The 24,823-nt window shown below is 71.4% G+C and carries 24 protein-coding genes; 13 read left to right on the forward strand and 11 right to left on the reverse strand.

Features of this window, described 5'->3' with window-relative positions; all coding sequences use genetic code 11:
* The first annotated feature begins 11 nt into the window (after window positions 1-11).
* The 5 genes from OHS71_RS27250 to OHS71_RS27270 are packed head-to-tail and all read left to right on the forward strand — an operon-like array spanning window position 12 to window position 5,767.
* Window positions 12-1,871 carry an SCO2524 family protein gene (locus OHS71_RS27250; protein ID WP_328481962.1) on the forward strand — a complete coding sequence of 620 codons (1,860 nt, stop codon included), beginning with the start codon at window positions 12-14 and terminating at the stop codon, window positions 1,869-1,871.
* 2 nt (window positions 1,872-1,873) lie between these two features.
* Complete coding sequence (locus OHS71_RS27255) at window positions 1,874-2,794, forward strand: SCO2523 family variant P-loop protein (protein WP_328484656.1); 921 nt, start codon at window positions 1,874-1,876, stop codon at window positions 2,792-2,794.
* Window positions 2,779-3,789, forward strand: a complete 1,011-nt coding sequence (locus OHS71_RS27260; protein WP_328484657.1) for an SCO2522 family protein — start codon at window positions 2,779-2,781, stop codon at window positions 3,787-3,789. The genes OHS71_RS27255 and OHS71_RS27260 overlap by 16 nt, the downstream gene beginning before the upstream one ends.
* Window position 3,790: 1 nt before the next feature.
* Window positions 3,791-4,756 (forward strand): SCO2521 family protein, encoded by a 966-nt coding sequence (locus OHS71_RS27265; protein WP_328481963.1) that lies wholly within the window; start codon window positions 3,791-3,793, stop codon window positions 4,754-4,756.
* A gap of 51 nt (window positions 4,757-4,807) precedes the next feature.
* On the forward strand, window positions 4,808-5,767 hold the full coding sequence (locus tag OHS71_RS27270) for a hypothetical protein (RefSeq protein WP_328481964.1): 960 nt from the start codon (window positions 4,808-4,810) through the stop codon (window positions 5,765-5,767).
* Here OHS71_RS27270 and bla read toward each other — a convergent pair.
* Both bla and OHS71_RS27280 read right to left on the reverse strand, forming a co-directional pair.
* Window positions 5,764-6,687 (reverse strand): class A beta-lactamase, encoded by a 924-nt coding sequence (gene bla, locus OHS71_RS27275; protein WP_328484658.1) that lies wholly within the window; start codon window positions 6,685-6,687, stop codon window positions 5,764-5,766. The genes OHS71_RS27270 and bla overlap by 4 nt on opposite strands.
* Window positions 6,681-7,964 (reverse strand): MFS transporter, encoded by a 1,284-nt coding sequence (locus OHS71_RS27280; RefSeq protein ID WP_328481965.1) that lies wholly within the window; start codon window positions 7,962-7,964, stop codon window positions 6,681-6,683. Before OHS71_RS27280 ends, bla begins: the two co-directional genes overlap by 7 nt.
* 284 nt (window positions 7,965-8,248) lie before the next feature.
* Between OHS71_RS27280 and OHS71_RS27285 the strand changes: the two genes are divergently transcribed.
* From OHS71_RS27285 to OHS71_RS27295, 3 genes are all read left to right on the forward strand, one after another.
* Window positions 8,249-8,410 (forward strand): hypothetical protein, encoded by a 162-nt coding sequence (locus OHS71_RS27285; RefSeq protein WP_328481966.1) that lies wholly within the window; start codon window positions 8,249-8,251, stop codon window positions 8,408-8,410.
* The gene (gene recO / locus OHS71_RS27290) at window positions 8,407-9,156 is read left to right on the forward strand and encodes a DNA repair protein RecO (RefSeq protein WP_328481967.1); all 750 of its coding nucleotides are present in this window, start codon (window positions 8,407-8,409) and stop codon (window positions 9,154-9,156) included. Before OHS71_RS27285 ends, recO begins: the two co-directional genes overlap by 4 nt.
* A 120-nt stretch (window positions 9,157-9,276) precedes the next feature.
* Window positions 9,277-10,128 (forward strand): isoprenyl transferase, encoded by an 852-nt coding sequence (locus OHS71_RS27295; RefSeq protein WP_328481968.1) that lies wholly within the window; start codon window positions 9,277-9,279, stop codon window positions 10,126-10,128.
* Window positions 10,129-10,254: 126 nt separating this feature from the next.
* Here OHS71_RS27295 and OHS71_RS27300 read toward each other — a convergent pair whose 3' ends face one another.
* Genes OHS71_RS27300 through OHS71_RS27315 form a run of 4 tightly spaced genes read right to left on the reverse strand, consistent with a single transcriptional unit; the run spans window position 10,255 to window position 13,395 of the window.
* The gene (locus tag OHS71_RS27300) at window positions 10,255-10,674 is read right to left on the reverse strand and encodes a Fur family transcriptional regulator (protein WP_328481969.1); all 420 of its coding nucleotides are present in this window, start codon (window positions 10,672-10,674) and stop codon (window positions 10,255-10,257) included.
* 59 nt (window positions 10,675-10,733) lie between these two features.
* Complete coding sequence (locus OHS71_RS27305; RefSeq protein ID WP_328481970.1) at window positions 10,734-11,636, reverse strand: metal ABC transporter permease; 903 nt, start codon at window positions 11,634-11,636, stop codon at window positions 10,734-10,736.
* Window positions 11,636-12,421 carry a metal ABC transporter ATP-binding protein gene (locus OHS71_RS27310; RefSeq protein WP_328481971.1) on the reverse strand — a complete coding sequence of 262 codons (786 nt, stop codon included), beginning with the start codon at window positions 12,419-12,421 and terminating at the stop codon, window positions 11,636-11,638. Before OHS71_RS27310 ends, OHS71_RS27305 begins: the two co-directional genes overlap by 1 nt.
* Window positions 12,422-12,438: 17 nt before the next feature.
* Window positions 12,439-13,395: a metal ABC transporter substrate-binding protein gene (locus OHS71_RS27315; RefSeq protein ID WP_328481972.1), complete on the reverse strand. Its 957-nt coding sequence runs from the start codon at window positions 13,393-13,395 to the stop codon at window positions 12,439-12,441.
* A 173-nt stretch (window positions 13,396-13,568) separates the two neighbouring features.
* Between OHS71_RS27315 and OHS71_RS27320 the strand changes: the two genes are divergently transcribed.
* Window positions 13,569-14,951, forward strand: coding sequence for a glycine--tRNA ligase (locus tag OHS71_RS27320; protein WP_328481973.1), 1,383 nt, complete (start codon window positions 13,569-13,571; stop codon window positions 14,949-14,951).
* 90 nt (window positions 14,952-15,041) lie between these two features.
* On the opposite strand, the gene OHS71_RS27325 is transcribed toward OHS71_RS27320, so the two are convergent.
* On the reverse strand, window positions 15,042-16,154 hold the full coding sequence (locus OHS71_RS27325; RefSeq protein ID WP_328481974.1) for an endonuclease/exonuclease/phosphatase family protein: 1,113 nt from the start codon (window positions 16,152-16,154) through the stop codon (window positions 15,042-15,044).
* Window positions 16,155-16,484: 330 nt separating this feature from the next.
* Here OHS71_RS27325 and OHS71_RS27330 point away from each other — a divergent pair, with 330 nt between their 5' ends.
* From OHS71_RS27330 to OHS71_RS27340, 3 genes are read left to right on the forward strand one after another with little or no spacing between them, the layout of a single operon-like run.
* Window positions 16,485-17,495: an aldo/keto reductase gene (locus OHS71_RS27330; protein ID WP_328481975.1), complete on the forward strand. Its 1,011-nt coding sequence runs from the start codon at window positions 16,485-16,487 to the stop codon at window positions 17,493-17,495.
* A gap of 25 nt (window positions 17,496-17,520) precedes the next feature.
* Window positions 17,521-18,114, forward strand: coding sequence for a TetR family transcriptional regulator (locus OHS71_RS27335; protein WP_328481976.1), 594 nt, complete (start codon window positions 17,521-17,523; stop codon window positions 18,112-18,114).
* Window positions 18,114-19,058 (forward strand): UTP--glucose-1-phosphate uridylyltransferase, encoded by a 945-nt coding sequence (locus OHS71_RS27340; protein WP_328481977.1) that lies wholly within the window; start codon window positions 18,114-18,116, stop codon window positions 19,056-19,058. The genes OHS71_RS27335 and OHS71_RS27340 overlap by 1 nt, the downstream gene beginning before the upstream one ends.
* Window positions 19,059-19,074: 16 nt before the next feature.
* Here OHS71_RS27340 and OHS71_RS27345 read toward each other — a convergent pair whose 3' ends face one another.
* The 3 genes from OHS71_RS27345 to OHS71_RS27355 form a co-directional block, all read right to left on the reverse strand.
* Complete coding sequence (locus OHS71_RS27345; protein ID WP_328481978.1) at window positions 19,075-20,220, reverse strand: serine hydrolase domain-containing protein; 1,146 nt, start codon at window positions 20,218-20,220, stop codon at window positions 19,075-19,077.
* A 61-nt stretch (window positions 20,221-20,281) separates the two neighbouring features.
* Window positions 20,282-20,500 carry a hypothetical protein gene (locus tag OHS71_RS27350; RefSeq protein WP_328481979.1) on the reverse strand — a complete coding sequence of 73 codons (219 nt, stop codon included), beginning with the start codon at window positions 20,498-20,500 and terminating at the stop codon, window positions 20,282-20,284.
* 122 nt (window positions 20,501-20,622) lie between these two features.
* Complete coding sequence (locus tag OHS71_RS27355; RefSeq protein WP_328481980.1) at window positions 20,623-22,056, reverse strand: MFS transporter; 1,434 nt, start codon at window positions 22,054-22,056, stop codon at window positions 20,623-20,625.
* 101 nt (window positions 22,057-22,157) lie between these two features.
* Between OHS71_RS27355 and OHS71_RS27360 the strand changes: the two genes are divergently transcribed.
* On the forward strand, window positions 22,158-23,177 hold the full coding sequence (locus tag OHS71_RS27360; protein ID WP_328481981.1) for a helix-turn-helix transcriptional regulator: 1,020 nt from the start codon (window positions 22,158-22,160) through the stop codon (window positions 23,175-23,177).
* On the opposite strand, the gene OHS71_RS27365 is transcribed toward OHS71_RS27360, so the two are convergent.
* Window positions 23,167-24,612 (reverse strand): MFS transporter, encoded by a 1,446-nt coding sequence (locus OHS71_RS27365; protein ID WP_328481982.1) that lies wholly within the window; start codon window positions 24,610-24,612, stop codon window positions 23,167-23,169. The genes OHS71_RS27360 and OHS71_RS27365 overlap by 11 nt on opposite strands.
* Window positions 24,613-24,823: the final 211 nt, after the last annotated feature.

A 24,823-nucleotide genomic window follows, 5' to 3' on the forward strand; every position in this document is an offset into this window, starting at 1 on the left:
GGGGAATGGGCATGCAGATCAAGCCGAGGCAGAACCTGCTCGAAGTGTGGCAGGCCATCGCGCGCCATTCGTTCGACAATGGGGAATGGGAATGGGGCGAATGGGGCGGCCGCAGCAGCGTCGCCGACGCGGAGCGTCTGCTCTGCCTCATGTACCCCGCCACGGAAATCGAGCCCTTCCGCCTGGACGACCCCGACACCACGGAGCTGGACGTGGAGAGGGCGCTCAGGAACGCGGGTGACTCCAGCGAGATTCCCACGAACCTGGTGGAGATCCTCGGCGACTTCATGGAGAACCACCGCGGCGAGGAGAGCCCCACCTTCGCCGGCGGCTATTACTTCGCCCCGGAGAACCCGCAGGAGGAACTCTCCAAGGAGCAGGAGGAAGTAGGCGTCGTCGACTCCTACTCCATGTCGATCACGCTCTGCCTGGCCACCCTCGGCTTCCTCAAGGTGTACCGCGGCAAGACCCAGCGGGCGAGCACCCTGGCCCGCATCGACAAGCTCAGAGACGCCACCAGCGCCCGCCTGACCGCGGCCATGGTCAGCCTGTTGCGCTCCTTCACCGTCAACGTCGTCGACATCGCCTCCGACCAGGGGCAGGCACTCGCCCGGCTGCTCGGCCGGGGCCGACTGTCCGACCGGCAGGTCCTGCAACGCTTCCAGGACCGGTTCAAGTCGCTGCGAGCCCTCATCAGCGAAAGCGTCACCCTCGGCCTGGACACCGACGTCGCCGACCAGCTGCGCAACGAGAACCGGCTGTTCGAATGCGGCTGGGCCTGGAGCCTCGTGAAGGGCGCACCCGAGGTCGAGGTGGAGGCGCAGACCGCCCAGGACATCGGCAAGCAGCCCCAGGGCGTCGCCCACGCCGTGCCGTACCTGTACTTCACCGTCGTCGCCCTCGACGGCATCCCCGACCTGTCCTCCGAGCGCACCCTCGTCCTCGGCCTGCTCACCGCCGAGCAGCAGAAGCTGGCCGACGCGCTGCGACTGCGCTGGGAGATCACCCAGCAGTACTGGTCGGGCATCGCCCGCTTCGACGGCGCCACCTGGCCGCTGGAGGAGATTCCCTGGCGCACCACGCTCCAGCAGCTGGAGTCCGAGTACTTCTCCCTGTCCGTGGCCTCGATCCTCGTCCACGACCTGGTGCGCCGCCGCGCGACGGACGACGACCTCACCCGCACCGTCGCCGTCATGGAACGCCTCGCCGAACGCGGTCGCATCACCAGCCGCACCGCCCGCGAGGACCCGGCGATCGGTCTGCACAACCCCGGCGTCACCCTCCCGCTGCTGGGCAGTGAGGAGATCGGCCCGGCCATGAAGTGGACGATGGGCGACTTCTCCGCGCAGCTGCTCAAGCGGACCGTCCAACTGTGCGCGCTGTCACGGAACATCGGCTCCCAGGACCGCTTGCTCACCCTCGCCGAGAACATCCTCGACCATCTCTGGGCACGTCGTGTCAGTGACGGCGAGGGCGTCGGCCTGTGGGACAACGTGCACGCCGTGTACCCCGAATCACCGGTCCGGGAAGGGCCGTTGTCCTGGAGCATCACCGAGCGCGTCACCGAGTGCATGGTGGCCGCACACGCCCTCTACACCCAGGATCCGATCCGCAGCCCCGAGATGACCGCCCTCGCCCAGGCCGCGCTCAGCGAGGCCGCCCACCTGTTCGGCAAGGAGCAGCTGGAACAGCCTGCCCCCGCGCCCAAGAGCCCCCAGGGAGAAGAGATCAAGGGCATCGAGGCCGACCTGCGTCGCGCCCGTCAGCTCGTCGACAAACAGCCCGGCACCGCCCACGCGCTCGCCCTCGGCGTCCTGGCCCGGCTCTACGCCCTGGCCCGCGCCCGGGGCACAGGCGCCCGGGGGGTGTGAAGGTGCTGGTCTTCGCCGCTTCCGACAAGGGAGGCACCGGCCGCTCCGTCACCAGCGCCAACCTCGCGTATCACCGCGCGCTGGACGGGGACGACGTCTGCTACCTGGACTTCGACTTCGGCTCGCCCACCGCCGCCGCCGTGTTCGACCTGCCCGACGTCCTCTCCGAGGCCGAGGGCCGCGGCCTGCACTCCTATCTCAAGGGCAAGACGAGCGAACCGCTGCGGGTCGACGTCTGGGCGCGCACCGAACACCCCGTCCTGCGCGGCAGGCCCGGTGGATCAGGACGGCTGGTGCTGCTGCCCGGCGACCGCACGGGCGGCGAGTTCGTCACCGACGAGGAGAACCTGCACCGCTGCGTGGACCTCGTCCTCCGGCTGAAGCGCGAATTCGACGTCATCATCGTCGACCTGAGCGCCGGACGCAGTTATGCGATGGACCTGGCACTCGCCGCCACCTCACCCCGGGGCGGGCTCGGACGCCTCAAGAACCGCTGGCTCGTCTATCACCGGTGGACACGCCAGCACGTCATGGCGGCGGCCGAACTCGTATTCGGAAAACAGGGCATTGTGCAAGCCGGTACCGCCATGGGGCACGAACCGGACGCACTGGGTGGCACCATCAGGTTCGTCCGTGCCGCGGTGCCCGATCTGGAGTCACCGTTGTGGTCGCAGGTGTCGCCCGCGCAGTACGCCTGGATGCGGCAGTGCGACAAGGAACTCGAGGAACTCGCGGCCGGCCGCGGCATCGGCAGAACCAGGGTGCTGGCGTCCATTCCGCTCGAACCCGTCCTCCAGTGGCAGGAACGGCTCATCACCGACGAGGACGTGCACGACCGCCGGATCGCCAACAACGAGACCTGGCAGGCCATAGGAGATCTCGCGCAGCGGCTGACCGACGACAAGTTCTGGGGGCAGTTGTGAAGGGGCCGGGCACCGTTTTCCGGGAGAGCAGCGCCGAGCCGCGGACCGAATCCGTGCCCTTCTCCCATCTCTCCCTGGAATTAGGCCACTTGTACATGGAGGACTTTTCCGAGGGGCCCGTCCGGCTGCGTCGGCACTTCGCCGGCGTACGGCCATGGGTGGACGCGGCCCGGGCCGCGTCCGGCCCGCTCCCGACGGGCCGCCGGCCCCGGATCAGCACCTGCTTCCTCATCGACGACTACTTCTCCCGGCTGTCCACCCCCGCCGAGCTGATCCCGCCGCTGCTCGAGGCGGCGGCCGAGGCCGGGCTCACCATCGACTACCTGGCCCGCGAGTCGGGCTGCGCCGGCCCGGCCCTCGCCCCCGGTGCCCCCGCCCACCGAGACCGGACCGAACTCGCCGAGTCCGTCCTGAACCGGCTGGTGGAGTCACCGCCGCCCGGCAGCAACGGCTTCCGCCCGCCTGTCGGCCGCACCGGCTGGCTCACCAACGGCCGTCGCACCCCCTCCCAGCGGACCTCGGCCGCCCTCGACTCCACCGGCGTGTGGCAGCCGCCGAGCGAGACCGAGGCCCGCGGCCACTCCGTGTTCCTGGACGTCGAACTGTGGAACGGGCCCGAGGACGCCCGCACCTGGTCCTGCGCCTTCCTGGCCTCCGTCTGGCAGCTGGTGCGGCTCGGGCTGCTGCGGGACAACGGCGCGGCCGTCCTCACCCCCACCCGGTGGCAGGGCGAGGCTTTCCCGGCCGAGTGGGACGCGCTGCCGCCCGTCCTCCAGCTCAACCCCGCCGCGACGCCCTTCACCGCCTACGCCACCTGTAGCGTCCTGCCGGCCCGGTTCCTGCCCGTCGAGCACGCCGTACGCGTCATCCTCGACCAGGTCCACGTCGAGGCCGAGGCGCTCGCGCAGGTCGCCGAGCGCTCCGCCGGCGAGGGCCTCACGGTCCCCGCGGGCATCGTGGACCGCACGTCCTACGTGTTCCCGCCGGGGTTGTGACATGAACGGCCTGGGCACCCCCTCCGGTCCCGTCCTCGCCTGCGGCGAGGTGCGCACCTGCCTGCTGCCCACCCGCAAGGCGGTGGACGAGCGGACCGCCGTAAGGCTGCTGCGGCTGCGGGCCGACGAACCCGTCCGGACCTCCCGGCGCCCCAACCGGCACGCCCTCTCCCCTGACGTCCTCACCGGCGTCGACTGCCGGCTGCCCACCGCCACCGGGGCCAAGGTCCGCGCCGTCGGCACCGTGGCGGCCCACGCGGGCCTCGTCGAGGGGCGGGTCCTACAGTCCACGGCGTACTTCTGCGCCCCCGCCACCGGGCCCGACCGGCGCAGGCCCTGGGGGTACTACCTGGTCAGGCCCGGTGCTCTGGTTCCGGTCGGCGGCCTGCCCGTGAAATCCGTCACCGAGGGCTTCCTGACCGGGCATCAGGGGGAGCAGCTGGACATCGGCTCGATCGCCGAGAGCCTGCTGGCGAGGATCTCCCGCCGGCACGACCTCCTGGACCACGACGCTCCGCTCACCACGACCGACACCAGCCTGCGCTGGACCGCGTCACCGGCCGACGACGGCGAACCGGCGACGGCCCTCTTCACCGAGCTCGGCCCGGCCTTGCGGATCGTCGAACTGCGCCTGCCACGAGGGACCGCTCCCACGGCGGCCGCCACCCTGTGCGAGGACCTCGCCCTGCACGACTGGCTGCTGACGACGGTCGGTGACAAGCTCGACGGTCTGCCGCCCGGTTCGGAGAACCAGGCGGCCGCGATGAAGGTACTGCGGCCGCTCGTCGACCACCTGCTGCACCTGTGGATGCCCCAGGCGCGACTGGACCGTGCCCTGAGCCCGCCCTGGGAGGAACTGGAGAGACTCCCGGGGTTCAGCAGGCAGTGGAACACGATGGCACAGCGCATCCGGGACCAGCTGGCCTTGCAGAACCTTGTCCGAGGTGACGCGCCGGCCCCGTCCTGACAGCACCACGACATCTGCTCGCGCAGCATCCCGACGGGGGGAGAAAGAGAGATGCATGCACCGACGAACTCGTACTTCCGGGGCGACCGGATCCGAGAAGGCGAGGGCGCCAGACATGTGACGCAGAAGATCCTGATCACCGTGGTGGCGGGTGGCGTCGTCTACCTGCTCACCAATGTCGTCGGGCCCTCCGACGAGGACGGCCCGTGGCAGCTCGTGCTGTCCGTGCTGTGCGGTGGCATCGTGCTGATCGTGCAGTTCCTGGCGTCGTTCGTGACCCAACTGGGCGATCTGAGGGAGTCGGTGGACAAGCGGTTCGCCGACATAGGCGAGGCGACGAAGCTTTTCACCGAGGTGGAGCGGCTGCGCGGCGACGGCGTGCCCCGGCTCGCCGAGCACGCCACGAAGGTCGTCTCCATGGGGCCCGACATCCTGCACGAGTTCGCACACGCGGAGATCGACCGGCTCGCCGCACAGATGGAGGACTTCACCAACCTCAGCGCCGAGTGCGCGGGGGAGAACCACGACTGGCTCCTGACCCTCACCAAGTGCGCCAGAACGAGCATCGACGCCATCAGCACCACCGTCGTCGACGACGGGTTCTGGAACACCGAACCGGCGGGACGCTATCTGACCGCCCAGCGCGAGGCGATCCTCGAACGGCGGCTCTCGGTCCGGCGCCTCTTCATCGTGAAGCGGCCCGAGGAACTGGCCGCCCTGGAACCGATCTGCGCGGAGCAGCGGGAGATGGGCATCCAGGTCCAGGTGGTGGCCCTGGAACAGCTCCCGCTCTTCCTGCGCCGCGGCAAGATGATCGACTGCATCGTCTTCGACGGTGTGCTGTCGTACGAGATCCACGCCGACCAGCTGAGTGTGAACACCTCGACCACGGTGAACGCCCGGGCCGACGAGGTGCAGCCCCTGATCCGCCGGTTCGACCAGCTGTGGGAGGCCGCCGCCGCGGGCACCTCGCCGAACGGCACCCCCGACAGCGTCCGGAACAGGGCCTAGCCCAGTACCTCCGCCAGCACCCCCGCCGTCTCCACGATCAGTTCGCTGTCGTAGGCCGCCCCGCGGTCCGGCTTGACGAGCTGGACCGCGAGGACGACGGGGGCGCCGTCCGGGGTCCAGGCGATGCCGGCGTCGTTGTTGGCGCCGTACCAGCCGCCGCCGGTCTTGTCGGCGATCGTCCAGGTCGGGGGGAGCCCCGCGCGGAAGCGGTCGGCGCTGGTGACGGTGCCGAGCATCCAGTCGGTCAGACGCCGGCGGTCGGCACGGGCCAGCGCGTCACCGAGGACGAGGCGGGCGTAGGTGCGGCCGATGGCGTACGGGGTCGTGGTGTCCGTGACCCGGTCCGGCTCGGCCGAGTTGAGGTCCGGCTCCCAGCGGTCGAGGCGCGTGACGCGGTCGCCCACCGAGCGGGCGAAGCGGGTGATCGCGGCCGGGCCGCCCAGCTCGCGCAGGAGCAGGTTGCCGGCGGTGTTGTCGCTGCGCTGGACGGCCGCCGCGGACAACTCGGCGATCGTCATGCCGTCGGCCACATGGTCCTTGGTGACCGGGGAGTTCTCCACCACGTCCGCCGACGTCCAGTGGAGACGGCGGTCCGGTGTCCCCGGGGGCAGGTCCCGCAGCACGGCCGCCACCGCAAGCGGCTTGAACAGGGAGCAGACCGGGAAGCGTTCGTCGGCGCGGTGGCGGACCGAACGGCCGGTGCGCAGATTGCGGGCGAACACCCCGAGCCGGGCGCCGTGGCGGGCTTCGAGGTCACGCAGCCGGGCGGCCACCGAGGTGGGGGTGGAGTTGGAGCCGCTGGTGGCGTGCGCGGGGACCGCGGTGAGGAGGGCGGCGGCGGTCGCGGCCGCGCCGGCCGTCAGGACCGTGCGGCGGGAAGGGCTGGGGGAGGAGCTGCGGGAAAGGTGCGAGCCTAAGATCGTTCTCTCCGTCCTTCGGGGATCATGGTCTCCTCTGTCACGGACGTCGCCGCGCTCCCGCTGGTTGCGCCGTCCCGGGTCGCGCGCAGCAACAGCGGCGGTGTCGCCAGCAGCAGGACGCCCGCGACGGCGAGGGCGGTGCGGGGGCCGGTGAGGGTCGCGAGGACGCCCCACAGGGCCGTGAGGGTCGCGACGGCCGCCTTGGTGCCCACCGACCACGCCGACAGCATCCGGGCTACCCGGTCCGTCGGAGTCAGCTCGAGACGGACGGTCGCCATGACCGGGTTGTACAGCCCGATGCAGGTGATCAGGCCCAGCTCCACGACCATGACGAGCACCAGCCCGCCCGTGCCCGGCCCGACGAAGGCCAGCCCCAGCGGCCAGCACACCCGCAGCGTCCCCACGGTGCGCAGCACCCGGCGCCGTCCGTACCGGGACACCGCGCGCGGAGCCAGCCGCGAGCCGATGAGGCCGCCGACGCAGGGCAGGGCGAAACCCAGCGCGTACTGCCAGGGCGCGAAGCCCAGCGGGCCCAGCATCAGCACGGCCAGCGGGGGCGATCCGGCCATGATCAGGCCGTTGACCAGCGCTGTGTTGAGGAACAGGGGTCGCAGGGACGGATGGGCCAGGAGGTGGCGCCAGCCCGCGAGCAGGTCCCCTGCGGTGAGCCGGCGGGAGGGGTCCTTGCGGACGGGCTGCCGCTCCCGCCTGCGGATCGCGTACAGGCCCGCCGCCGAGAGGAGGTAGCTGACCGCGTCCGCCGTGACCGTCAGGATCGGCCCGAACAGACCGATCAGGGCGCCGCCGAGCGGCAGTCCCAGCATGGTCGTCGTCCAGGTCGTCGACTCGAACCGGCCGTTCGCGGTGAGCAGGTCCTCCGGCGGCAGCAGCGACTTCAGGAACGCGCCGCTCGCCGCCGTGAACGAGATGTCGGCCGCCGCCACGACCATCGACACCAGCAGCAGCTGCACGAGTCCGAGCCGGCCGACCGCGTAGGCCGCCGGGACGCTCAGCATGGCCGCGCACCGCGCCAGGTCCGCCGCGATCATCACGGGCCGCTTGCGGCGGAACTCCACCCACGGGCCGAGCGGCACCGCCAGCAGCGCCCCCACCGCCGGCCCCACCGCGGCCAGCGCCGCCACCTCGGACGGTCCCGCGTGCAGCACCAGTACGGCGATCATCGGAAACGCGTTGAACGCCAGGTAGGTCCCGTAACCGCTGACCGCGTACGCGGCCCACAGCCACCCGAAGTCGCGCCCCAGCGCCCGTCGTGCCATCCGGGGGATCCTAGTGCCGTGACCGGAAGGGTTCACCGGCTCGCGACGCCCGGCATGGCACTCCCCCACCCGTCGGCCGGGGGAGTGCCCCCACGCCGCGTTGTCGCCTCACCCGAGTACATCCGGTACGCGGGCGATGGTCCGCCTTGCGATGCTCCCCCACCGCCTGAACGGCGTGGGAGGTGCCCCCATCACCGGACACCGCGAGCTTCCCGGCAGACCTTTCCGGTCGCGGCACCGGCGGTCGGGCACACCGCCCCCGCGGCGTAGGCGAGAATGGGCGCATGAGCCAGTTCCGCGACGACGCCATCGTGTCCCGCACCCGGCAGCCGGGTGCGGCGGAGCGCGGTGCGACGCGGTCGCGCGCGGGGCACGGCGTCCGCTCACGGCGACGCGGCGGCCGTCGGCACCCCCGGCCCGCCGCCGCTCCCGGCGGTGTCCGATGAGTCTCTTCCGGGACGACGGCATCGTCCTGCGCACCCAGAAGCTCGGCGAGGCCGACCGCATCATCACGCTGCTGACGCGCGGGCACGGACGGGTGCGGGCCGTGGCGCGCGGGGTGCGCCGGACGAAGTCCAAGTTCGGAGCCCGCCTCGAACCCTTCTCCCATGTCGACGTGCAGTTCTTCGCGCGGGGCAGCAGCGAACTGGTCGGCCGCGGGCTGCCGCTGTGCACGCAGAGCGAGATCATCGCTCCGTACGGCGGCGGGATCGTGACCGACTACGCCCGCTACACCGCCGGTACGGCCATGCTGGAGACCGCCGAGCGGTTCACCGACCACGAGGGCGAACCGGCCGTCCAGCAGTACCTGCTGCTCGTCGGGGCGCTGCGGACCCTGGCCCGCGGTGAGCACGCCCCCCACCTCGTCCTCGACGCGTTCCTGCTGCGGTCGCTGGCCGTCAACGGATACGCCCCCAGCTTCGGCGACTGCGCCAGGTGCGGGATGCCGGGCCCCAACCGGTTCTTCTCCGTCGCGGCCGGCGGCTCCGTCTGCGTCGACTGCCGGGTGGCCGGCAGCGTCGTACCCTCGCCGCAGACCCTGCTCCTGCTGGGCGCGCTGCTCACGGGAGACTGGGAGACGGCGGACGCGTGCGAGCCGCGGTACGTCCGGGAGGGCAGCGGGCTGGTGTCCGCCTATCTGCACTGGCACCTGGAGCGCGGGCTGCGCTCCCTGCGGTACGTCGAGAAGTAGGCACGAGCAAGCAGCAGGGCAGGCAGCAGCCGCAGCGGTGACACGCAGGCGAAAGCCGGCGGACGGAAAGCCGCGGCGGCGAGCGAGAGACAGACGACAGACAGAGGAGACGAGAGGCACATGGTCGTACGCGGGTTCCTGGGGCGGCAGCGTCGGGAGTACAGGAAGCCGGAGCCGCACCCCTCCGGCGCGCGCCCGCCGAAGCTCCCGGGCGAGCTGGTCCCCGAGCATGTGGCCATCGTCATGGACGGCAACGGCCGCTGGGCCAAGGAGCGCGGGCTGCCGCGCACCGAAGGGCACAAGGTCGGCGCCGAACAGGTCCTCGACGTGTTGCAGGGCGCGGTCGAGATGGGTGTGCGCAACATCTCGCTGTACGCCTTCTCGACCGAGAACTGGAAGCGTTCGCCCGACGAGGTGCGCTTCCTGATGAACTTCAACCGCGACTTCATCCGCAAGACCCGCGACCAGCTCGACGAGCTCGGCATCCGGGTGCGCTGGGTGGGCCGGATGCCCAGGCTGTGGAAGTCGGTCGCCAAGGAGCTCCAGGTCGCCCAGGAGCAGACCAAGGACAACGACCGTCTCACCCTGTACTTCTGCATGAACTACGGCGGCCGGGCCGAGATCGCGGACGCGGCCCAGGCGCTCGCCGAGGACGTCAAGGCGGGCCGCCTCGACCCGTCGAAGATCACCGAGAAGACCCTCGCGAAGTATCTCTACTACCCGGACATGCCGGACGTCGACCTGTTCCTGCGGCCGAGCGGCGAGCAGCGCACCTCCAACTACCTGCTCTGGCAGAGCGCCTACGCGGAGCTGGTCTTCCAGGACGTGCTGTGGCCGGACTTCGACCGCCGTGACCTGTGGCGGGCGTGCGTCGAGTTCGCTTCCCGGGACCGCCGTTTCGGCGGCGCGATCACGAACGAGGAACTCCTGGCCATGGAGGGGAAGTCCGAGGACCCGGAGGTCACTTCGTAGCCTCCGTTCCCGGCGCCGGCCGCGTACTCACAGGCCGTCCGGCGTCTGAGGAAGCCCGTTCGGGGCCGACGGGGGGTCCGGGGGCGCAGCCCCCGGGAGCCGGTCACCCGACCCGACCCGCACCGCTCAGCTGCCGGAGGCACCCGCGCAGTCGGAACACGTGCCGAAGATCTCCACCGTGTGGGCCACATTGACGTACCCGTGCTCCGCGGCGATCGCCTCGGCCCACGTCTCCACCGCGGGTCCCTCGACCTCCACGGCCTTGCCGCAGACGCGGCAGACGAGGTGGTGGTGGTGCTCCCCGGTGGAGCACCGGCGGTACACCGACTCGCCGTCCGAGGTGCGCAGGACGTCGACCTCCCCCGCGTCGGCGAGGGACTGGAGGGTGCGGTAGACCGTGGTCAGGCCGACCGAGTCGCCCTTGTGCTTGAGCATGTCGTGCAGATCCTGGGCGCTGCGGAACTCGTCGACCTCGTCGAGCGCCGCCGCGACGGCGGCACGCTGCCGGGTGGAACGGCCCTTCACGGGCGGTCCAGCGGTTGTCACCGTTGCCTCCTCACGTCTGCGGCTTGCCGGGCCATTGTGCCAGCCCCGGCTGTGCGGGGTCAGACGCCGACCTCGTCCTCCGATGCCCGGGTGGCCGGAATCGCACACTCGGCCGGGTCGCCGTCGGGGTGGCCCGCCGCCAGTGCGCGGGCGCGGCGGCGGGCCAGGGGAGCGGCCAGCACGCTCAGCGCGATGAACGCGGCGATGGTCAGCAGGACGATCGTCGCGCCGGGCGGGACGTCCTGGTAGTAGGAGGTGACCGTGCCGCCGATGGTCACCGTCACGCCGATCGCCACCGCGACGGCGAAGGTGGCGGCGAAGCTGCGGCTGAGCTGCTGGGCCGCGGCCACCGGGACCACCATCAGGGCCGACACCAGCAGCAGGCCTACCACCCGCATCGCCACCGTGACGGTGACCGCCGCCGTGACGGCCGTGAGCAGGTTCAGGGCGCGGACGGGCAGGCCGGTCACCCGGGCGAACTCCTCGTCCTGGCTGACCGCGAAGAGCTGGCGGCGCAGTCCGACGGTGACCGCGACCACGAACGCCGCGAGCAGGCAGATCGCCGTGACGTCCGACTCGGAGACGGTCGAGAGCGAGCCGAAGAGGTACGACGTCAGGTTGGCGTTCGAGCCCGTCGGGGCCAGGTTGATGAACATCACGCCGCCGGCCATGCCGCCGTAGAAGAGCATGGCGAGGGCGATGTCGCCACGGGTCTTCCCGTACCAGCGGATCAGTTCCATGGCCACGGCGCCCACGACCGAGACGGCCGTGGCCATCCACACCGGGGACCAGGACAGCAGGAAGCCCAGGCCGACGCCGGTCATCGCGACATGGCCGATGCCGTCGCCCATGAGGGCCTGGCGGCGCTGGACGAGGTAGATGCCGACGGCGGGGGCCGTGATGCCGACCAGTACGGCGGCCAGCAGCGCCCGCTGCATGAAGGCGTAGTTCAGGAGGTCCATCAGCTCAGCAGTCCCGTGCGGATCGGTTCGGCGCCCGCGGGTGCGTGCGGGTGTACGTGGTCGTGGCCGGGCAGCGCGTGCTGGCCGACGGCCGGTGTGGGCGGGCCGTCGTGCAGGACGCAGCCGTCCCGCAGGACGACCGCCCGGTCGATCAGGGGCTCCAGCGGGCCCAGTTCGTGCAGGACGAGCAGCACCGTCGTACCGGCCGCGACCTGGGCCTCGAGGGTCCGGGCCAGGACCTCCTGGCTGGCCAGGTCGACGCCCGCCATCGGCTCGTCCATGATCAGCAGTTCGGGTGCGGCGGCCAGCGCTCGGGCGATGAGGACGCGCTGGTGCTGGCCGCCGGAGAGCGCGTCGACGTTGTCCTTGGCGCGGTCGGCCATGCCCACGAGGTCCAGGGCGTGCCGCACGGCCTCCCGGTCGGCCTTGCGGAAGACGCCGAAGCGGGTGCGGGAGAGGCGGCCCGACGAGACGACCTCGGTCACCGTGGCCGGGACCCCGCCGGCGGCCGTGGTGCGCTGCGGTACGTAGCCGACGCGCGCCCAGTCCCGGAAGCGGCGCCGCGGGGTGCCGAACAGTTCGACCTCCCCGGCGCTGACCGGGACCTGGCCGATCACGGTGCGTACGGCGGTGGACTTTCCCGAGCCGTTCGCGCCGAGCAGGGCGACGACCTCACCGCGCCGCACGGTGAGGTCGATGCCCCGCAGGACCGGGCGCGAGCCCAGCTCCGCGCGGACACCGCGCAGGGAGATGACGGTCTTCGCGTCGGTGACGTTCGCGTCCATGGCGCCCTCCGTAAAGATCACTTCGTTCCCAGGGCTGTCCGCAGCGCCTCGAGGTTCGCCTCCTGGACCGAGAAGTAGTCCTTGCCCCGGGACTTCTCCGTGATGCCCTCGATCGGGTCGAGGACGTCGGTCTTGAGGTTCGCGTCGGAGGCGATGGTCTTCGCGGTCTTGTCGCTGACGAGCGTCTCGTAGAACACGGTGGTGACCCCGTCGGCCTCGGCCATCTTCTCAAGCTCCTTCACGCGGGCGGCGCTGGGCTCCGACTCGGGGTCGAGGCCGTTGATGGCCTCCTCGGTCAGGCCGTAGCGCTCGGCGAGGTAGCCGAAGGCGGCGTGGGTGGTGACGAACACCTTGGTCCTGGTGTTCGCCAGCCCGTCCTTGAACTGCGTGTCCAGGGCGCCGAGCTTCTTCACGAGGGCCGCGGTGTTCTTCTCGTAGTCGGCCGCGTGGTCCGGGTCCGCCTTCTCGAAGGCCTTGCCGACGCCCTGGGCGACCTGGGAATAGCGCACCGGGTCGAGCCAGATGTGCGGGTCGAGGCCGGCCAGCTCCTCGTTCTGGTGGTCGTCGTGCTCGGCCGCGTGGCCGCCGACCTCGTTGCCGTGCTTCTCCAGCGTGGTGAGGGAGGCCGCGTCGATCTTGGTCTTGACCTCGGACTGGGCCACCGCGTCGTCGACGGAGGGCTGGAGGTTCTTGAGGTAGAGCACCGCGTCGGACTCCTGGAGCGCGGCGGTCTGCTTGGCGCTGATCTCCAGGTCGTGCGGCTCCTGGCCGGGCTCGGTCAGGCTGGTGACGTGCACATGGTCCCCGCCTATCTGCTCGGCGAGGAAGGCCATCGGGTAGAACGACGCGACGACGTCGAACTTGTCCGTGCCGGACGCGGCCGCGCTGTCGGTGGAGCAGGCGGAGAGGGTGCCGAGGCCGAGGGCGGTGGCGGCCGCGACCGCGGTGCCGGATATGAGTCGTCGTGCGTTCATGACAGTCATTTTCAACAAATATGGAAACCGTTGTCAACAAGCCCTGGTGACGGCTGGGTAAGGGTCTGGGCAGGGATCCGATTTGGTCGAGGGGGAGTCCCCGCCGGTACCCTGAAGTCTTCTCTGGAAGCGCATCTCGCTTCGTCGCCCGTCGTCGTTATGAAGAGAGCACCGTGGCCGCCGACAAGATCGACACCATCGTCAGCCTGAGCAAGCGCCGTGGCTTCGTATTCCCCTGTAGTGAGATCTACGGCGGTCAGAAGGCCGCCTGGGACTACGGACCCCTGGGTGTCGAGCTCAAGGAGAACCTGAAGCGCCAGTGGTGGCGCTACATGGTGACGTCGCGCGAGGACGTGGTGGGTCTCGACTCGTCCGTCATCCTGGCCCCCGAGGTCTGGGTGGCCTCCGGCCACGTCGCCACTTTCTCCGACCCGCTGACCGAGTGCACCTCCTGCCACAAGCGGTTCCGTGCGGACCACCTGGAAGAGGCGTACGAGGCCAAGCACAAGCGCCTGCCGGAGAACGGCCTGGCGGACGTGAACTGCCCCAACTGCGGCAACAAGGGCCAGTTCACCGAGCCCAAGCAGTTCTCGGGTCTGCTCTCCACCCACCTCGGTCCCACGCAGGACACCGGCTCCATCGCCTACCTGCGCCCCGAGACCGCCCAGGGCATCTTCACCAACTTCGCCCAGGTGCAGACCACTTCGCGCCGCAAGCCGCCGTTCGGCATCGCGCAGATGGGCAAGTCCTTCCGCAACGAGATCACGCCCGGCAACTTCATCTTCCGCACCCGCGAGTTCGAGCAGATGGAGATGGAGTTCTTCGTCAAGCCGGGCGAGGACGAGCAGTGGCAGGAGTACTGGATGGAGCAGCGCTGGAACTGGTACACCGGCCTGGGCCTGCGCGAGGAGAACATGCGGTGGTACGACCACCCGAAGGAGAAGCTCTCCCACTACTCCAAGCGCACCGCTGACATCGAGTACCGCTTCCAGTTCGGCGGCAACGAGTGGGGCGAGCTGGAGGGTGTCGCCAACCGCACCGACTACGACCTCTCCGCCCACGCCAAGGCCTCCGGCCAGGACCTCTCCTACTACGACCAGGAGGCCCAGGAGCGCTGGACGCCGTACGTCATCGAGCCCGCGGCCGGTGTCGGCCGCGCGATGCTGGCCTTCCTGCTCGACGCCTACATCGAGGACGAGGCGCCGAACGCCAAGGGCAAGCTGGAGAAGCGGACGGTCCTGCGCCTCGACCACCGCCTCGCCCCGGTGAAGGTCGCGGTCCTGCCGCTGTCCCGCAACCCGGAGCTGTCGCCCAAGGCCAAGGGCCTCGCCACCGCGCTGCGCCAGAACTGGAACATCGAGTTCGACGACGCCGGCGCCATCGGCCGCCGCTACCGCCGCCAGGACGAGATCGGCACGCCGTACTGCGTGACCGTCGACTTCGACACCCTGGACGACAACGCGGTCACCGTCCGCGAGCGTGACTCGATGAAGCAGGAGCGGGTCTCCCTCGACCAGATCGAGGGCTACCTCGCCGGCCGCCTGATCGGCTGCTGAGCCCCGCCTCTTCGCGCCTCCCGCCGAACGCCGGTGCCGGGTCCCTTCCGAGGGGCCCGGCACCGGCGTTCGTGGTTCTCCTGCCAGGGCCTACAGGTCGACGTCCGCGTAGAGCGCCGCGTGGTCGGAGGCCGCGTTCAGCTTCGAGGTCACGGTGTCGAAGGACTTGATGCCGTCCGCGAAGATGCCCCGGGTCTCCAGGCCGACGTGCTGCACCTCCTGCCACACATCCGGTGACATCAGGAGGTAGTCGATCTTGTCCCGCTCGTCCTTGCAGTCCCCGAACGTGCCGGGCAGTCCGCGATAGGACCGGTGGCTCATCGCGTCCCGGAGTCCGGCGCCCTCCAGCGCCGCGGCCGAGTCGCTGGTGGGGAAGTCGTTGAGGTCCCCGGCGACGATGACGTGCGGGGTGCGCTCCAGCGTGGCCCGGTAGATCTCCGCGACGCGCTTCGCCTGGGCCAGCCGCAGCTCCGGGTCGTCATGGGACTTGCTCTTCAGGTGGTTGCCGAGGATCACCAGGGGTGTGCCGTTGAGCCCGATCTCGAACTCGGGGCAGTCGCGGCTGAACAGGCGCTGGTCGGGACGGTCCGGGTTGGTCTCGAAGAGGTGGGTCCGCAAGGACGTGATCGGATACCGGCTGAAGATGCCGACGTCGATGCCCCGGCTGTCGTTGCCGTCGATGAGGAGGGCGTAGGGGTACGGCCGTCTGCCGAGAGCACCGGCCAGTACCTGCGAGTTGAAGCGCTCCAGGGCGAGGCGGTCCTCGACCTCCACGGTGAGCAGGATGTCGGCGTCGACCTCCGAGACCACCCGGCCGGTGTTGCGCACCGTGTCCAGGTCGAGGTCGTCCTGACTCAGTTCGGCCCAACCGGCCCACGCGGCACGGCCCTTGGCGGTGACCTCGATGCGGGGGTGCTTCCCCGGACCCGGCGGCTTGAACAGCCCGGAGTCCTTGCCCGGACGAGACTGGTTCACATAGATCGGCGGCGGGTCCTTCGGGTCGAGGTCGTACGCCCGGTGCTTCTCGATGAGAGCGGCGATCTTCGCCTTGTCGTCGTCCGTGTACACCGGCAGGTCGAGGAGACCGACCAGTGCGGCGAAGTCGTCGAGGATCTCCCTGCGCTTCGCCGGATCCTCGATGCGGAAGGCCGTGGGCCGGCGGAAGAGGTTCTCCATGTTGAAGGTGGCGATGCGGATGCTCATGGCAGCCTCCATGGCGGCGCGGAGGGCCGCTCGGCCGGTGGCAGGCGCCGCCCGGGTGACTGCGCACCGACATCTCCCATTGTCCTCGCGACGGCCGACACGTCGACCGGACGGGCGACCGGACGGACGGCCGGTCGCGAACGGCGGTCCGCGACGACCGCCGGCCGGCGGCGGCGGCCAACGCTTGAGGACCGGCGCCGAGGACCGGCGGTTGAGGGCCGGTGGCTGCCGGTGGTCGAGGGCCGGTGATCGAGGACCGGCGGACGCGAGTCGACGAATAACAGATAACAGATGTTGAAATCTGTCATCTGTCATGCCAAGCTGGTGGGCATGACGATGCGAACCCGCTCCCTCGGCACCACCGGTCCCCAGGTCTCCGCCCTCGGCCTCGGCTGTATGGGCATGTCCGCGCTGTACGGCGGCGCGGACCGGGCCGAGGGGATCGCGACCATCCACGCCGCCCTCGAGGCCGGTGTGACCCTGCTGGACACCGGCGACTTCTACGGCATGGGCCACAACGAGCTGCTGATCGGCGAAGCCCTGCGCTCCGCTCCGGCCGCCCGTCGCGAACAGGCGCAGATCAGCGTGAAGTTCGGCGCCCTGCGCGACCCGGACGGCGGCTGGAGCGGCTACGACGGCCGCCCGGCAGCCGTGAAGAACTTCGCCGCCTACTCCCTCCAGCGCCTGGGCGTCGACCACATCGACGTCTACCGCATCGCCCGGCTCGACCCCGACGTGCCGATCGAGGAGACGGTCGGCGCGATCGCCGAGCTGGTCGAGAAGGGGTACGTCCGGCACATCGGCCTCAGCGAAGTCGGCGCCGAGACCATCCGCAAGGCCGCCGCCACCGCGCCGATCGCCGACCTCCAGATCGAGTACGCCCTGATCTCGCGAGGCATCGAGAAGTCGATCCTGCCGGTCACCCGTGAACTGGGGATCTCCGTCACGGCGTACGGCGTGCTGTCGCGCGGGCTGATCTCCGGGCACTTCACCGCCGACCGCAAGCTCGCCGCGAACGACTTCCGGGCCCACTCGCCCCGCTTCCAGGGCGACAACCTCCAGCACAACCTGAACCTCGTGGAGGCCCTGCGGAAGATCGCCGGACAGAAGGGCGTCTCCGTCGCGCAGATCGCGATCGCCTGGGTACTGGCCCAGGGCGAGGACATCGTGCCCCTGGTCGGCGCCCGGACCAGGGAGCGGCTCGCGGAGTCGCTGGGCGCGCTGGACGTCGTACTGGATGCCGCCGACCTCGCCGCGATCGAGGACGCCGTCCCCGCCGACGCGGCCGCCGGTGAGCGCTACGCGGCCGCCGCGATGGCCCACCTCGACAGCGAGCGCTGACCCGCTCTCCGGGTACGGTCTGAGCATGTCACCGACCACCGAGACCCTGACCGCCGAGCGCATCCTCGAGGCGACCGAGGACGTGCTGCGCCGCCACGGCCCGGCCAAGGCCACCGTGGTCGACGTGGCCCGCGCGCTCGGCGTCAGCCACGGCAGCGTCTACCGGCACTTCCGGACCAAGGCGGCGCTGCGCGCGGCGGTCACGAAACGGTGGCTGGACCGTACGTCCGAGAGCCTGTCCGCCATCACCGCCGACGAGTCCCGCGCCCCGGAGGCCCGGCTGCGCGACTGGCTCGCGGCGCTCTTCGAGGCCAAGCGCCGCAAGGCCGGCGACGACCCCGAGCTGTTCGCCACGTACATGGTGCTCACCGGGGAGACCGGCGAGGTGGTCGACGAGCACCTCGCCGACCTGACCGGCCAGCTGACCCGGATCATCGAGGCGGGTGTCGCGTCCGGCGCCTTCACGGCCGCCGACCCGGAGACCACCGCCACCGCCGTCTTCCACGCCACCGGCCGCTTCCACGATCCCGGCTACCACCGGGTGTGGGAGCGGCCGGGGGCGCAGGACGACTTCAGGGCCCTCGTGGACCTGGTGCTGCGCGGCCTGAAGGGGGTCTGATGTCCCCGACGATCCGCAGGGCCGTGATCCCCGCAGCCGGGCTCGGTTCCCGGCTGCTGCCCCTCACCAAGGCGATTCCCAAGGAGATGCTCCCGGTCGGCGACAAGCCGGTGATCGAGCACACCGTGCGCGAGCTGGTGGACTCGGGCATCACCGACATCACCATCGTCGTCTCCGGCGGCAAGAGCCTGATCCAGGACCATTTCCGGCCCAACCCCGCCCTGGTCGAGCAGCTCCGCGCCGACGGCAAGGACGCCTACGCGGACGCCGTCCAGGAGGTGGCCGAGCTGGCCCGCCAGGGCCACATCACCTACCTGGACCAGCACGGCCCGTACGGCAACGGCACCCCGGTGCTCAACGCCGCCCGGTCCTTCGGCGACGAACCGGTCCTGGTCCTGTGGCCCGACGACGTCTTCGTCGCCGGGACACCCCGCGCCCAGCAGCTGATCCGCGCCTACGAGCAGACCGGCTGCCCGGTCCTCGCCCTGCTGCCGATGGACCCCGCCGACTCCCAGCGCTACGGCGTCCCCGTCGTCAAGGAGGATCTCGGCGACGGGACGCTGCGCATCACCGGCCTCGTCGAGAAACCCGAGCCGGCCCTCGCGCCGTCGTCGTACGCGGCCATCGGCGGCTATGTCATCACCCCCGGCATCATCGACGAACTGCGCGAGCAGACCCGCCGCTGGTACGAGCACCGGACCGGCGAGATCTACCTGACCGACGCCATCAACGCCTACGCCCGTGACCGCGCGGTCTACGGCCAGGTCATCGAGGGCCGCTGGTACGACACCGGCAACCCGGCCGACTACCTGGTCGCCCAACTGGCCCACGCCCTGGCCCACCCCGAGTACGGACCCGTCCTGCGGGGCCTGGTCGGCGACCTCGACGCGGGCGAGGCAGGCGGGGCAGGGGGCGGGACACGCGGGGCGCCGGGCCGGGGGTGAGCGTGGGTGAGCACCCTCAGGCTCCCGCCGTGCACCGCCAGAAGTCCCGCATCAGCGGAGTCGGCGCCGGGTTCTCCATCGCCACCTGGGTGAGCAGAAGGGTGACCGTGCCGGACTGCGGGACGATGTGTCCCGTCGTCCCCGTGCCGCCGACCCAGCCGTAGCGCCCGGGGACGTTCCAGGGGTCGACGGGGCCGACGTCGACCGAACCGCCGTAGCCCCAGCCCTGGCCCTCCAGGAAGAGCGCCCCCGACTCCCGCTGCCGCGCCGTCAGATGATTGGCCGTCATACGGCTCACCGACGTCGGCGAGAGCAGCCTGCGCCCGCCCGCCTCACCGCCGTCCAGCAGCAGACGGGCGAACGCCAGCCAGTCGTCGGCCGTGGACGCCAGTCCGCCGCCGCCCGACGGGAACGCCGGTACGCGGCTCCACTGGCCGTCCGGGGTGTCCGCCACCTCCAGGGCGCCCGCGCCGTCGGGACGGTAGGCGGTGGTGAAGCGGTCCCGCTTCTCCTTCGGGACCTCGAACGCCGTGTCCTTCATGCCCAGCGGCTCGAAGATCCGTTCCGCCAGGAACTCGGGGAGCGGACGGCCGGACACCCGGGCGATCAGGATGCCCTGGAGGTCCGACGCCGTGCCGTACAGCCACGCCTCGCCCGGCTGGTGCAGCAGCGGGACGCGGGCCAGCTCCGCCAGCCAGGCGTCCGGCTCGGGACAGGCCTGCGGCTCCCGGCCGTCCCTCTGCACGCCGAACAGGGCCTGCACCGCCGGGAGCGTGAAATCGGACGGGAAGCCCCAGCCGGGGCGGGAACTCAGCAGGTCCTCGACCGTGATCGGCCGGGCCGCCGGGACCACGTCGTCGACGGGAGCGGCCGGCGTACGGACCACAACGGGGTCCGCCAGCTCGGGCAGCCACTCGGCCACCGGCGAGTCCAGCCCCGCACGCCCCTCCTCCACCAGCATCATCAGCGCCGCCGCCGTGACCGGCTTGGTGATCGAGGCGATCCGGAAGAGGGACTCCCGGTCCATCGGGACACCGCCCTCGGCGTCCTGCGCACCGGCGGTCACCACCTCCACCGCGTCACCGCGGGCCACGAGGCCCACCGCCCCGGGTACGGTGCCGTCGTCGAGGTACCGCCGCAGGGTCTCGTGCAGAGCGCTCATGGTCCGGCCTCCCGGTGGGATCTCTTCTCTTCGTCCCTGAGACCGCCGGGGCGACCGAAACTCATCGCGGCTCGCGGCCCTCCGTGGGATCCACCGTCGCCTGGTGCGCCTCGGCGAGGTGGTCCGCCGCCTTCAGCCAGGGCAGGAACTGCGCCCCCACGCGCCAGCCGCACGTGTCACACCTGATCGTGCGCTGCACTCCCGTGCGCCGCACCCTGACGACATGCTCGCGCCCGTGCTGGTCCCAGCGGCTCACCTTGCTCGCGTTGCTCTCCACCACTCCCCACCTTCCGGCCGTCGTCCGGCCAGCAAGGAGTGTGCAGCAATACCGACATCAACAGGGGTTTCGGGGTCCCCGAATCGACCGAGGGCCGTGCCCCCACCCGGCACGCGGGACCGGGGTCACCCCACCCTGCGCGGCAGCCGCAGGCTGAGCAGTCCCGTCACGACGACCCCGCACAACTGCACGGCCAGCGTGGTGACCAGGGCGTCCCGCATGCCCATCCCCGGTACCAGGGAGAGGAACAGGGTCCCGAGGGTGGCCACGCCCAGCGCCAGCGCCGCCTGTTGGGTGGTGACCATCACACCGCTGCCGACGCCCGCGCGGGCCGGCGGCACCTCCGACATCACGATGCGCATGACGACGGGCAGTTGCAGGGCCTGCCCCGCACCGGCGACCGCCGCGCCCGGCAGAAGTTCGACGAAGCCGACGTCCGGCCAGTCGGCGCGCACCGTCAGCAGGAGGAGGACCACACCCACGCCCTGGAGCACCGAACCCGCCGTGACCACCCGGGCGCCGAACCGTGCGACCAGCCGCGGCCCGGCCAGCGAGGCCACGAAGAACGCCAGGGCCATCGGCGCGAGCGCGAGACCGGCGGGCACCGGACCCAGCCCCGCCCCGCTCTGGAGCGCCACGGCGATGACGAACATGAAGCCGCTGAAGCCGATCGAGAACGGCACCATCAGCGTCAGACCGCGCCGCAGCCCGGTGAGCGCGAACAGGCTCGGCGGCACCAGCGGGGTACGGCCCTGCCGGTCGGCCCGCCGCTCCACCGCGAGGAAGGCACCCGCCACCAGCGGGAACGCGGCCAGCGACAGCCACGTCCACAGCGGCCAGCCGGCCGCCCGGCCCTCGGTGAGCGGCGCGAGCAGCGTCAGCAGGGCGGCGGCGAGGAGCACGGTGCCGGGTCCGTCCACGGGCTCGGGGTGCTGCGAACGCGTCTCCGGGACGGTACGGACGGCGAGGACGAGACCGACGACCACGACGGGCACGTTCACCAGGAACACGGACCGCCAACCGCTGCCGGCGAGGTCCGCGGCGACCAGGACGCCGCCCAGGATCTGGCCCGCCACCATGGACAGCCCGGCGGTCGCGCCGTACAGGCTCATCGCCTTGGCGCGCCGGGGTCCCTCGGTGGACGACTGGATGGTGGCGAGCACCTGCGGGACCATCGCGGCGGCCGACGCGCCCTGCGCGACCCGCGCCGCGACCAGCGACCACGCGTCGGGGGCGAGCCCGCAGGCCAGTGAGGTCAGGCCGAAGGCGGCCATGCCGCCCAGAAAGAGCCGGCGGCGGCCGAACAGGTCGCCGAGCCTCCCGCCCAGGACGAGGAGCACGGCGTACGCGAGCCCGTACCCCGCGACGACCAGTTCGAGGACGGACTCGCTCGCCGCGAGGTCCCGGCCCATGGTGGGCAGGGCGACGTTGACGATGAAGAAGTCGATCAGGGGGAGCGCAGCGGCGAGCAGGACGGTGAACAGCCCGAGCGGGCCGAGCGCACGGGGCGCCGGGGTCCTCCGGGCGGCGGCTGGGGTGGTGATGATGGTTTCGGTCACGCTCCCGAGCCTGCGCCGATGCCCAACCGGGTACCAGATGCTCCTTATCCTGGTAGAAGGAGTACCTGGCAACAGGGTCCGGCCGGCCGCACGCTGGAGGCATGACGACGATGGCCCAGGAAACACACGCGCGCGAGCCCCTCGGCAACCGTGCCGCGGTCCAGGCGGTCCCCGACCCCGGCGGTGTCCGCGACGCCCGCGCGGTCGGCGGCTCGGCGATCCGGCGCCACGAGCTGGCCGCCTTCCTGCGCAGTCGCCGCGAGCGGATCACGCCCGAGCAGGTGGGTCTCCCGCGTGGAACGCGCCGCCGCACTCCCGGGCTGCGCCGCGAGGAGGTCGCCCACCTCTCGGCGGTGGGCGTCACCTGGTACACCTGGCTGGAGCAGTCCCGGGACATCCAGGTGTCGGTCCAGGTCCTGGACGCCCTCGCCCGCACACTGCTGCTCGACCCGAGCGAACGGGCCCACCTCTTCCAGCTCGCCGCCGCGACCGACCCGACCCCCGCCTCGTCGTGCACCGGCGTCACCGACGCCGTACGCGACATGCTGGACCAGCTCGACCCGCTGCCCGCCTGCGTCCAGAACAGCCGCTACGACATCCTGGCCTACAACCGCACCTACGCCCATCTGCTGTGCGACCTCGACGCGATCCCGCCCGAGGACCGCAACTGCATGCTCCTCGTCCACACCGACCCGCAGTGGCGCGAGGCGGTCGTCCACCTCGACGACACCATGCGCCTGATGGCGGCGAAACTTCGCGCCTCCATGGCCGGCCACCTCACCGAGCCCGCCTGGAAGATGCTGGTCAAGCGGCTCCAGGCGGAGTCCCCCGAGTTCCGCGAGAACTGGGAGCGCTACGAGGTCGTCGCGACCCGCAGCAAGACCAAGCAGTTCCGCAACCCGCACGTCGGCCTCCTCGACCTCACCCACACCGACCTCTGGCTGAGCCCGGAACTCGGCGCGCGCATGGTGACGTACGCCCCGGCGGACGCGCGGACGCGGGAGCGGCTGGAGAAGCTGTACTCGTTCGCGCTCGCCCAGGAGACGGGGGAGGGACCGGCCCCTGACGGCTCCGGGCGCACCCCTTCCGCGGGGAGCGCCCGGAGCGTCGTCACGCGCTGACGCCCGTCGCCTCCCGGATCTCCGGCGCCTCCAGCCGCTGCGCGGTCCGCTCCGCCGTCCGCCGTGCCCACGGCCCCGTGGTCACGGCGCCCAGGACGAGGACGACCGCGCCGCAGCCGGTGAGGATCCACCAGCCGGGCACGGAGGCGGAGGCGAACGTGTCGCGGTACGACGAGGCGCCCACGCCCGCCGCCAGGACCGCGCCGATCACGGCGACGCCCAGGGTCTGGCCGAGCTGCCGGCTGGTGGAGGCGACCGCCGCCGCCACCCCCGCCTGGCTGCGCGGCATGCCCGACACCGCCGTGTTCGTGATCGGCGCGTTCACGAAGCCGAAGCCGATGCCGAACAGGACGTACCCGAGGAACAGCGTCACGTCGGACGTCTCCGCGTCGAAGACGGCGAACAGCAGTCCGCTGGTCGTCATGGCACTGCCCGCGATCACCAGTGGCAGCCGCGGGCCGCGGCTGCCCACCAGCCGGCCGGACAGCGGGGCGCACAGGAACGTCGGCACGGCCATGGGCAGCATCCACAGCCCTGCGTGCAGGGCGTCGAGCCCCCGCACGTTCTGCAGGTACAGCGTCGACAGGAACAGGAACCCGCCCAGCGCGGCGAACGCGCTGATCGCGACGACCGTCGCCCCGCTGAACGGCGCCGAGCGGAAGAACCGCAGGTCGATGAGAGGCTCGGCGCGGCGGGGCTCGTACCGCAGCAGGCACAGCAGCGCGGCGAGCGCGACGGCGGCGAAGGGACCGCTGGTGGCGGCGCCCGCCTCCGGCGCCTCGATGATCGCGTACGTCAGGGAGCCGAAGAGGACGATGACCAGCAGCTGCCCCACCGGATCGGGGCGGCGGGCCTTCGGCGCCCGGGACTCCGGGACGTAGCGCAGGGTCGCCAGCAGGGCCGCGAGCCCGACCGGCAGGTTGATCCAGAAGATGGAGCGCCAGCCCACCGACTCCACCAGCAGTCCGCCCAGCAGAGGGCCCGCCGCCATCGAGATGCCCACGACCGCGCCCCACACCCCGATCGCCCGGGCCCGTTCGCGCGGGTCGGTGAACGTGTTGGTGATGATCGACATGGCGACCGGGTTCAGCATCGAGCCGCCGACCGCCTGCACCGTCCGGGCCGCGATCAGCAGCTCCAGGTCCGGGGCGAGCGAGCACAGGAGCGACCCGGCCGAGAACACGACCAGACCGGCCATGAACACCTTCTTGCGGCCGATCCGGTCGGCGGTCGATCCCGCGAGCATCAGCAGCATGGCCAGGACGAGCGTGTACGCGTCGATCGTCCACTGAAGGCCGGCGGTGGAGGCGTGCAGGTCGCTCTGCATCGCGGGCAGGGCGACGTTCAGGACGGTGACGTCGAGGCTCACGATCAGCAGGCTCATACAGCAGATCGCCAGGACCAGGAGACGTCGGCGCGGGCTGAGCTCGGGCATGCGGTCCATCGTACGCCCACATCGATAGTGCGGCTAACTAATGGTTTCTGCATGCTCTGAGGGTGGTCGGGAACGGCTGAGGGTGGTCGGGAACGGCTGCGAGTGGTCGCTGAGGACGGCTGCGGGTGACTGAGTACGCCGAAGGGCGGGCCGCCGGACGGCCGGGGGACGGCGAGGGGCGGCCGGGGGACGGCGAGGGGCGGCGGGAAAA

The sequence above is a fragment of the Streptomyces sp. NBC_00377 genome (assembly GCF_036075115.1).
Classification (GTDB): Bacteria; Actinomycetota; Actinomycetes; order Streptomycetales; family Streptomycetaceae; genus Streptomyces.

Bases quoted from the DNA above. Each gene is read 5' to 3' on its own strand.
- recO (WP_328481967.1), top strand. From the start codon at position 8,407: ATGAGTCTCTTCCGGGACGACGGCATCGTCCTGCGCACCCAGAAGCTC.
- OHS71_RS27330 (WP_328481975.1), top strand. From the start codon at position 16,485: ATGACGATGCGAACCCGCTCCCTCGGCACCACCGGTCCCCAGGTCTCC.
- OHS71_RS27315 (WP_328481972.1), bottom strand. From the start codon at position 13,395: ATGAACGCACGACGACTCATATCCGGCACCGCGGTCGCGGCCGCCACC.
- OHS71_RS27345 (WP_328481978.1), bottom strand. From the start codon at position 20,220: ATGAGCGCTCTGCACGAGACCCTGCGGCGGTACCTCGACGACGGCACC.
- OHS71_RS27365 (WP_328481982.1), bottom strand. From the start codon at position 24,612: ATGCCCGAGCTCAGCCCGCGCCGACGTCTCCTGGTCCTGGCGATCTGC.
- OHS71_RS27340 (WP_328481977.1), top strand. From the start codon at position 18,114: ATGTCCCCGACGATCCGCAGGGCCGTGATCCCCGCAGCCGGGCTCGGT.
- OHS71_RS27360 (WP_328481981.1), top strand. From the start codon at position 22,158: ATGACGACGATGGCCCAGGAAACACACGCGCGCGAGCCCCTCGGCAAC.
- OHS71_RS27250 (WP_328481962.1), top strand. From the start codon at position 12: ATGCAGATCAAGCCGAGGCAGAACCTGCTCGAAGTGTGGCAGGCCATC.
- OHS71_RS27295 (WP_328481968.1), top strand. From the start codon at position 9,277: ATGGTCGTACGCGGGTTCCTGGGGCGGCAGCGTCGGGAGTACAGGAAG.
- OHS71_RS27280 (WP_328481965.1), bottom strand. From the start codon at position 7,964: ATGGCACGACGGGCGCTGGGGCGCGACTTCGGGTGGCTGTGGGCCGCG.
- OHS71_RS27335 (WP_328481976.1), top strand. From the start codon at position 17,521: ATGTCACCGACCACCGAGACCCTGACCGCCGAGCGCATCCTCGAGGCG.
- OHS71_RS27325 (WP_328481974.1), bottom strand. From the start codon at position 16,154: ATGAGCATCCGCATCGCCACCTTCAACATGGAGAACCTCTTCCGCCGG.
- OHS71_RS27310 (WP_328481971.1), bottom strand. From the start codon at position 12,421: ATGGACGCGAACGTCACCGACGCGAAGACCGTCATCTCCCTGCGCGGT.
- OHS71_RS27265 (WP_328481963.1), top strand. From the start codon at position 3,791: ATGAACGGCCTGGGCACCCCCTCCGGTCCCGTCCTCGCCTGCGGCGAG.
- OHS71_RS27270 (WP_328481964.1), top strand. From the start codon at position 4,808: ATGCATGCACCGACGAACTCGTACTTCCGGGGCGACCGGATCCGAGAA.
- OHS71_RS27305 (WP_328481970.1), bottom strand. From the start codon at position 11,636: ATGGACCTCCTGAACTACGCCTTCATGCAGCGGGCGCTGCTGGCCGCC.
- OHS71_RS27285 (WP_328481966.1), top strand. From the start codon at position 8,249: ATGAGCCAGTTCCGCGACGACGCCATCGTGTCCCGCACCCGGCAGCCG.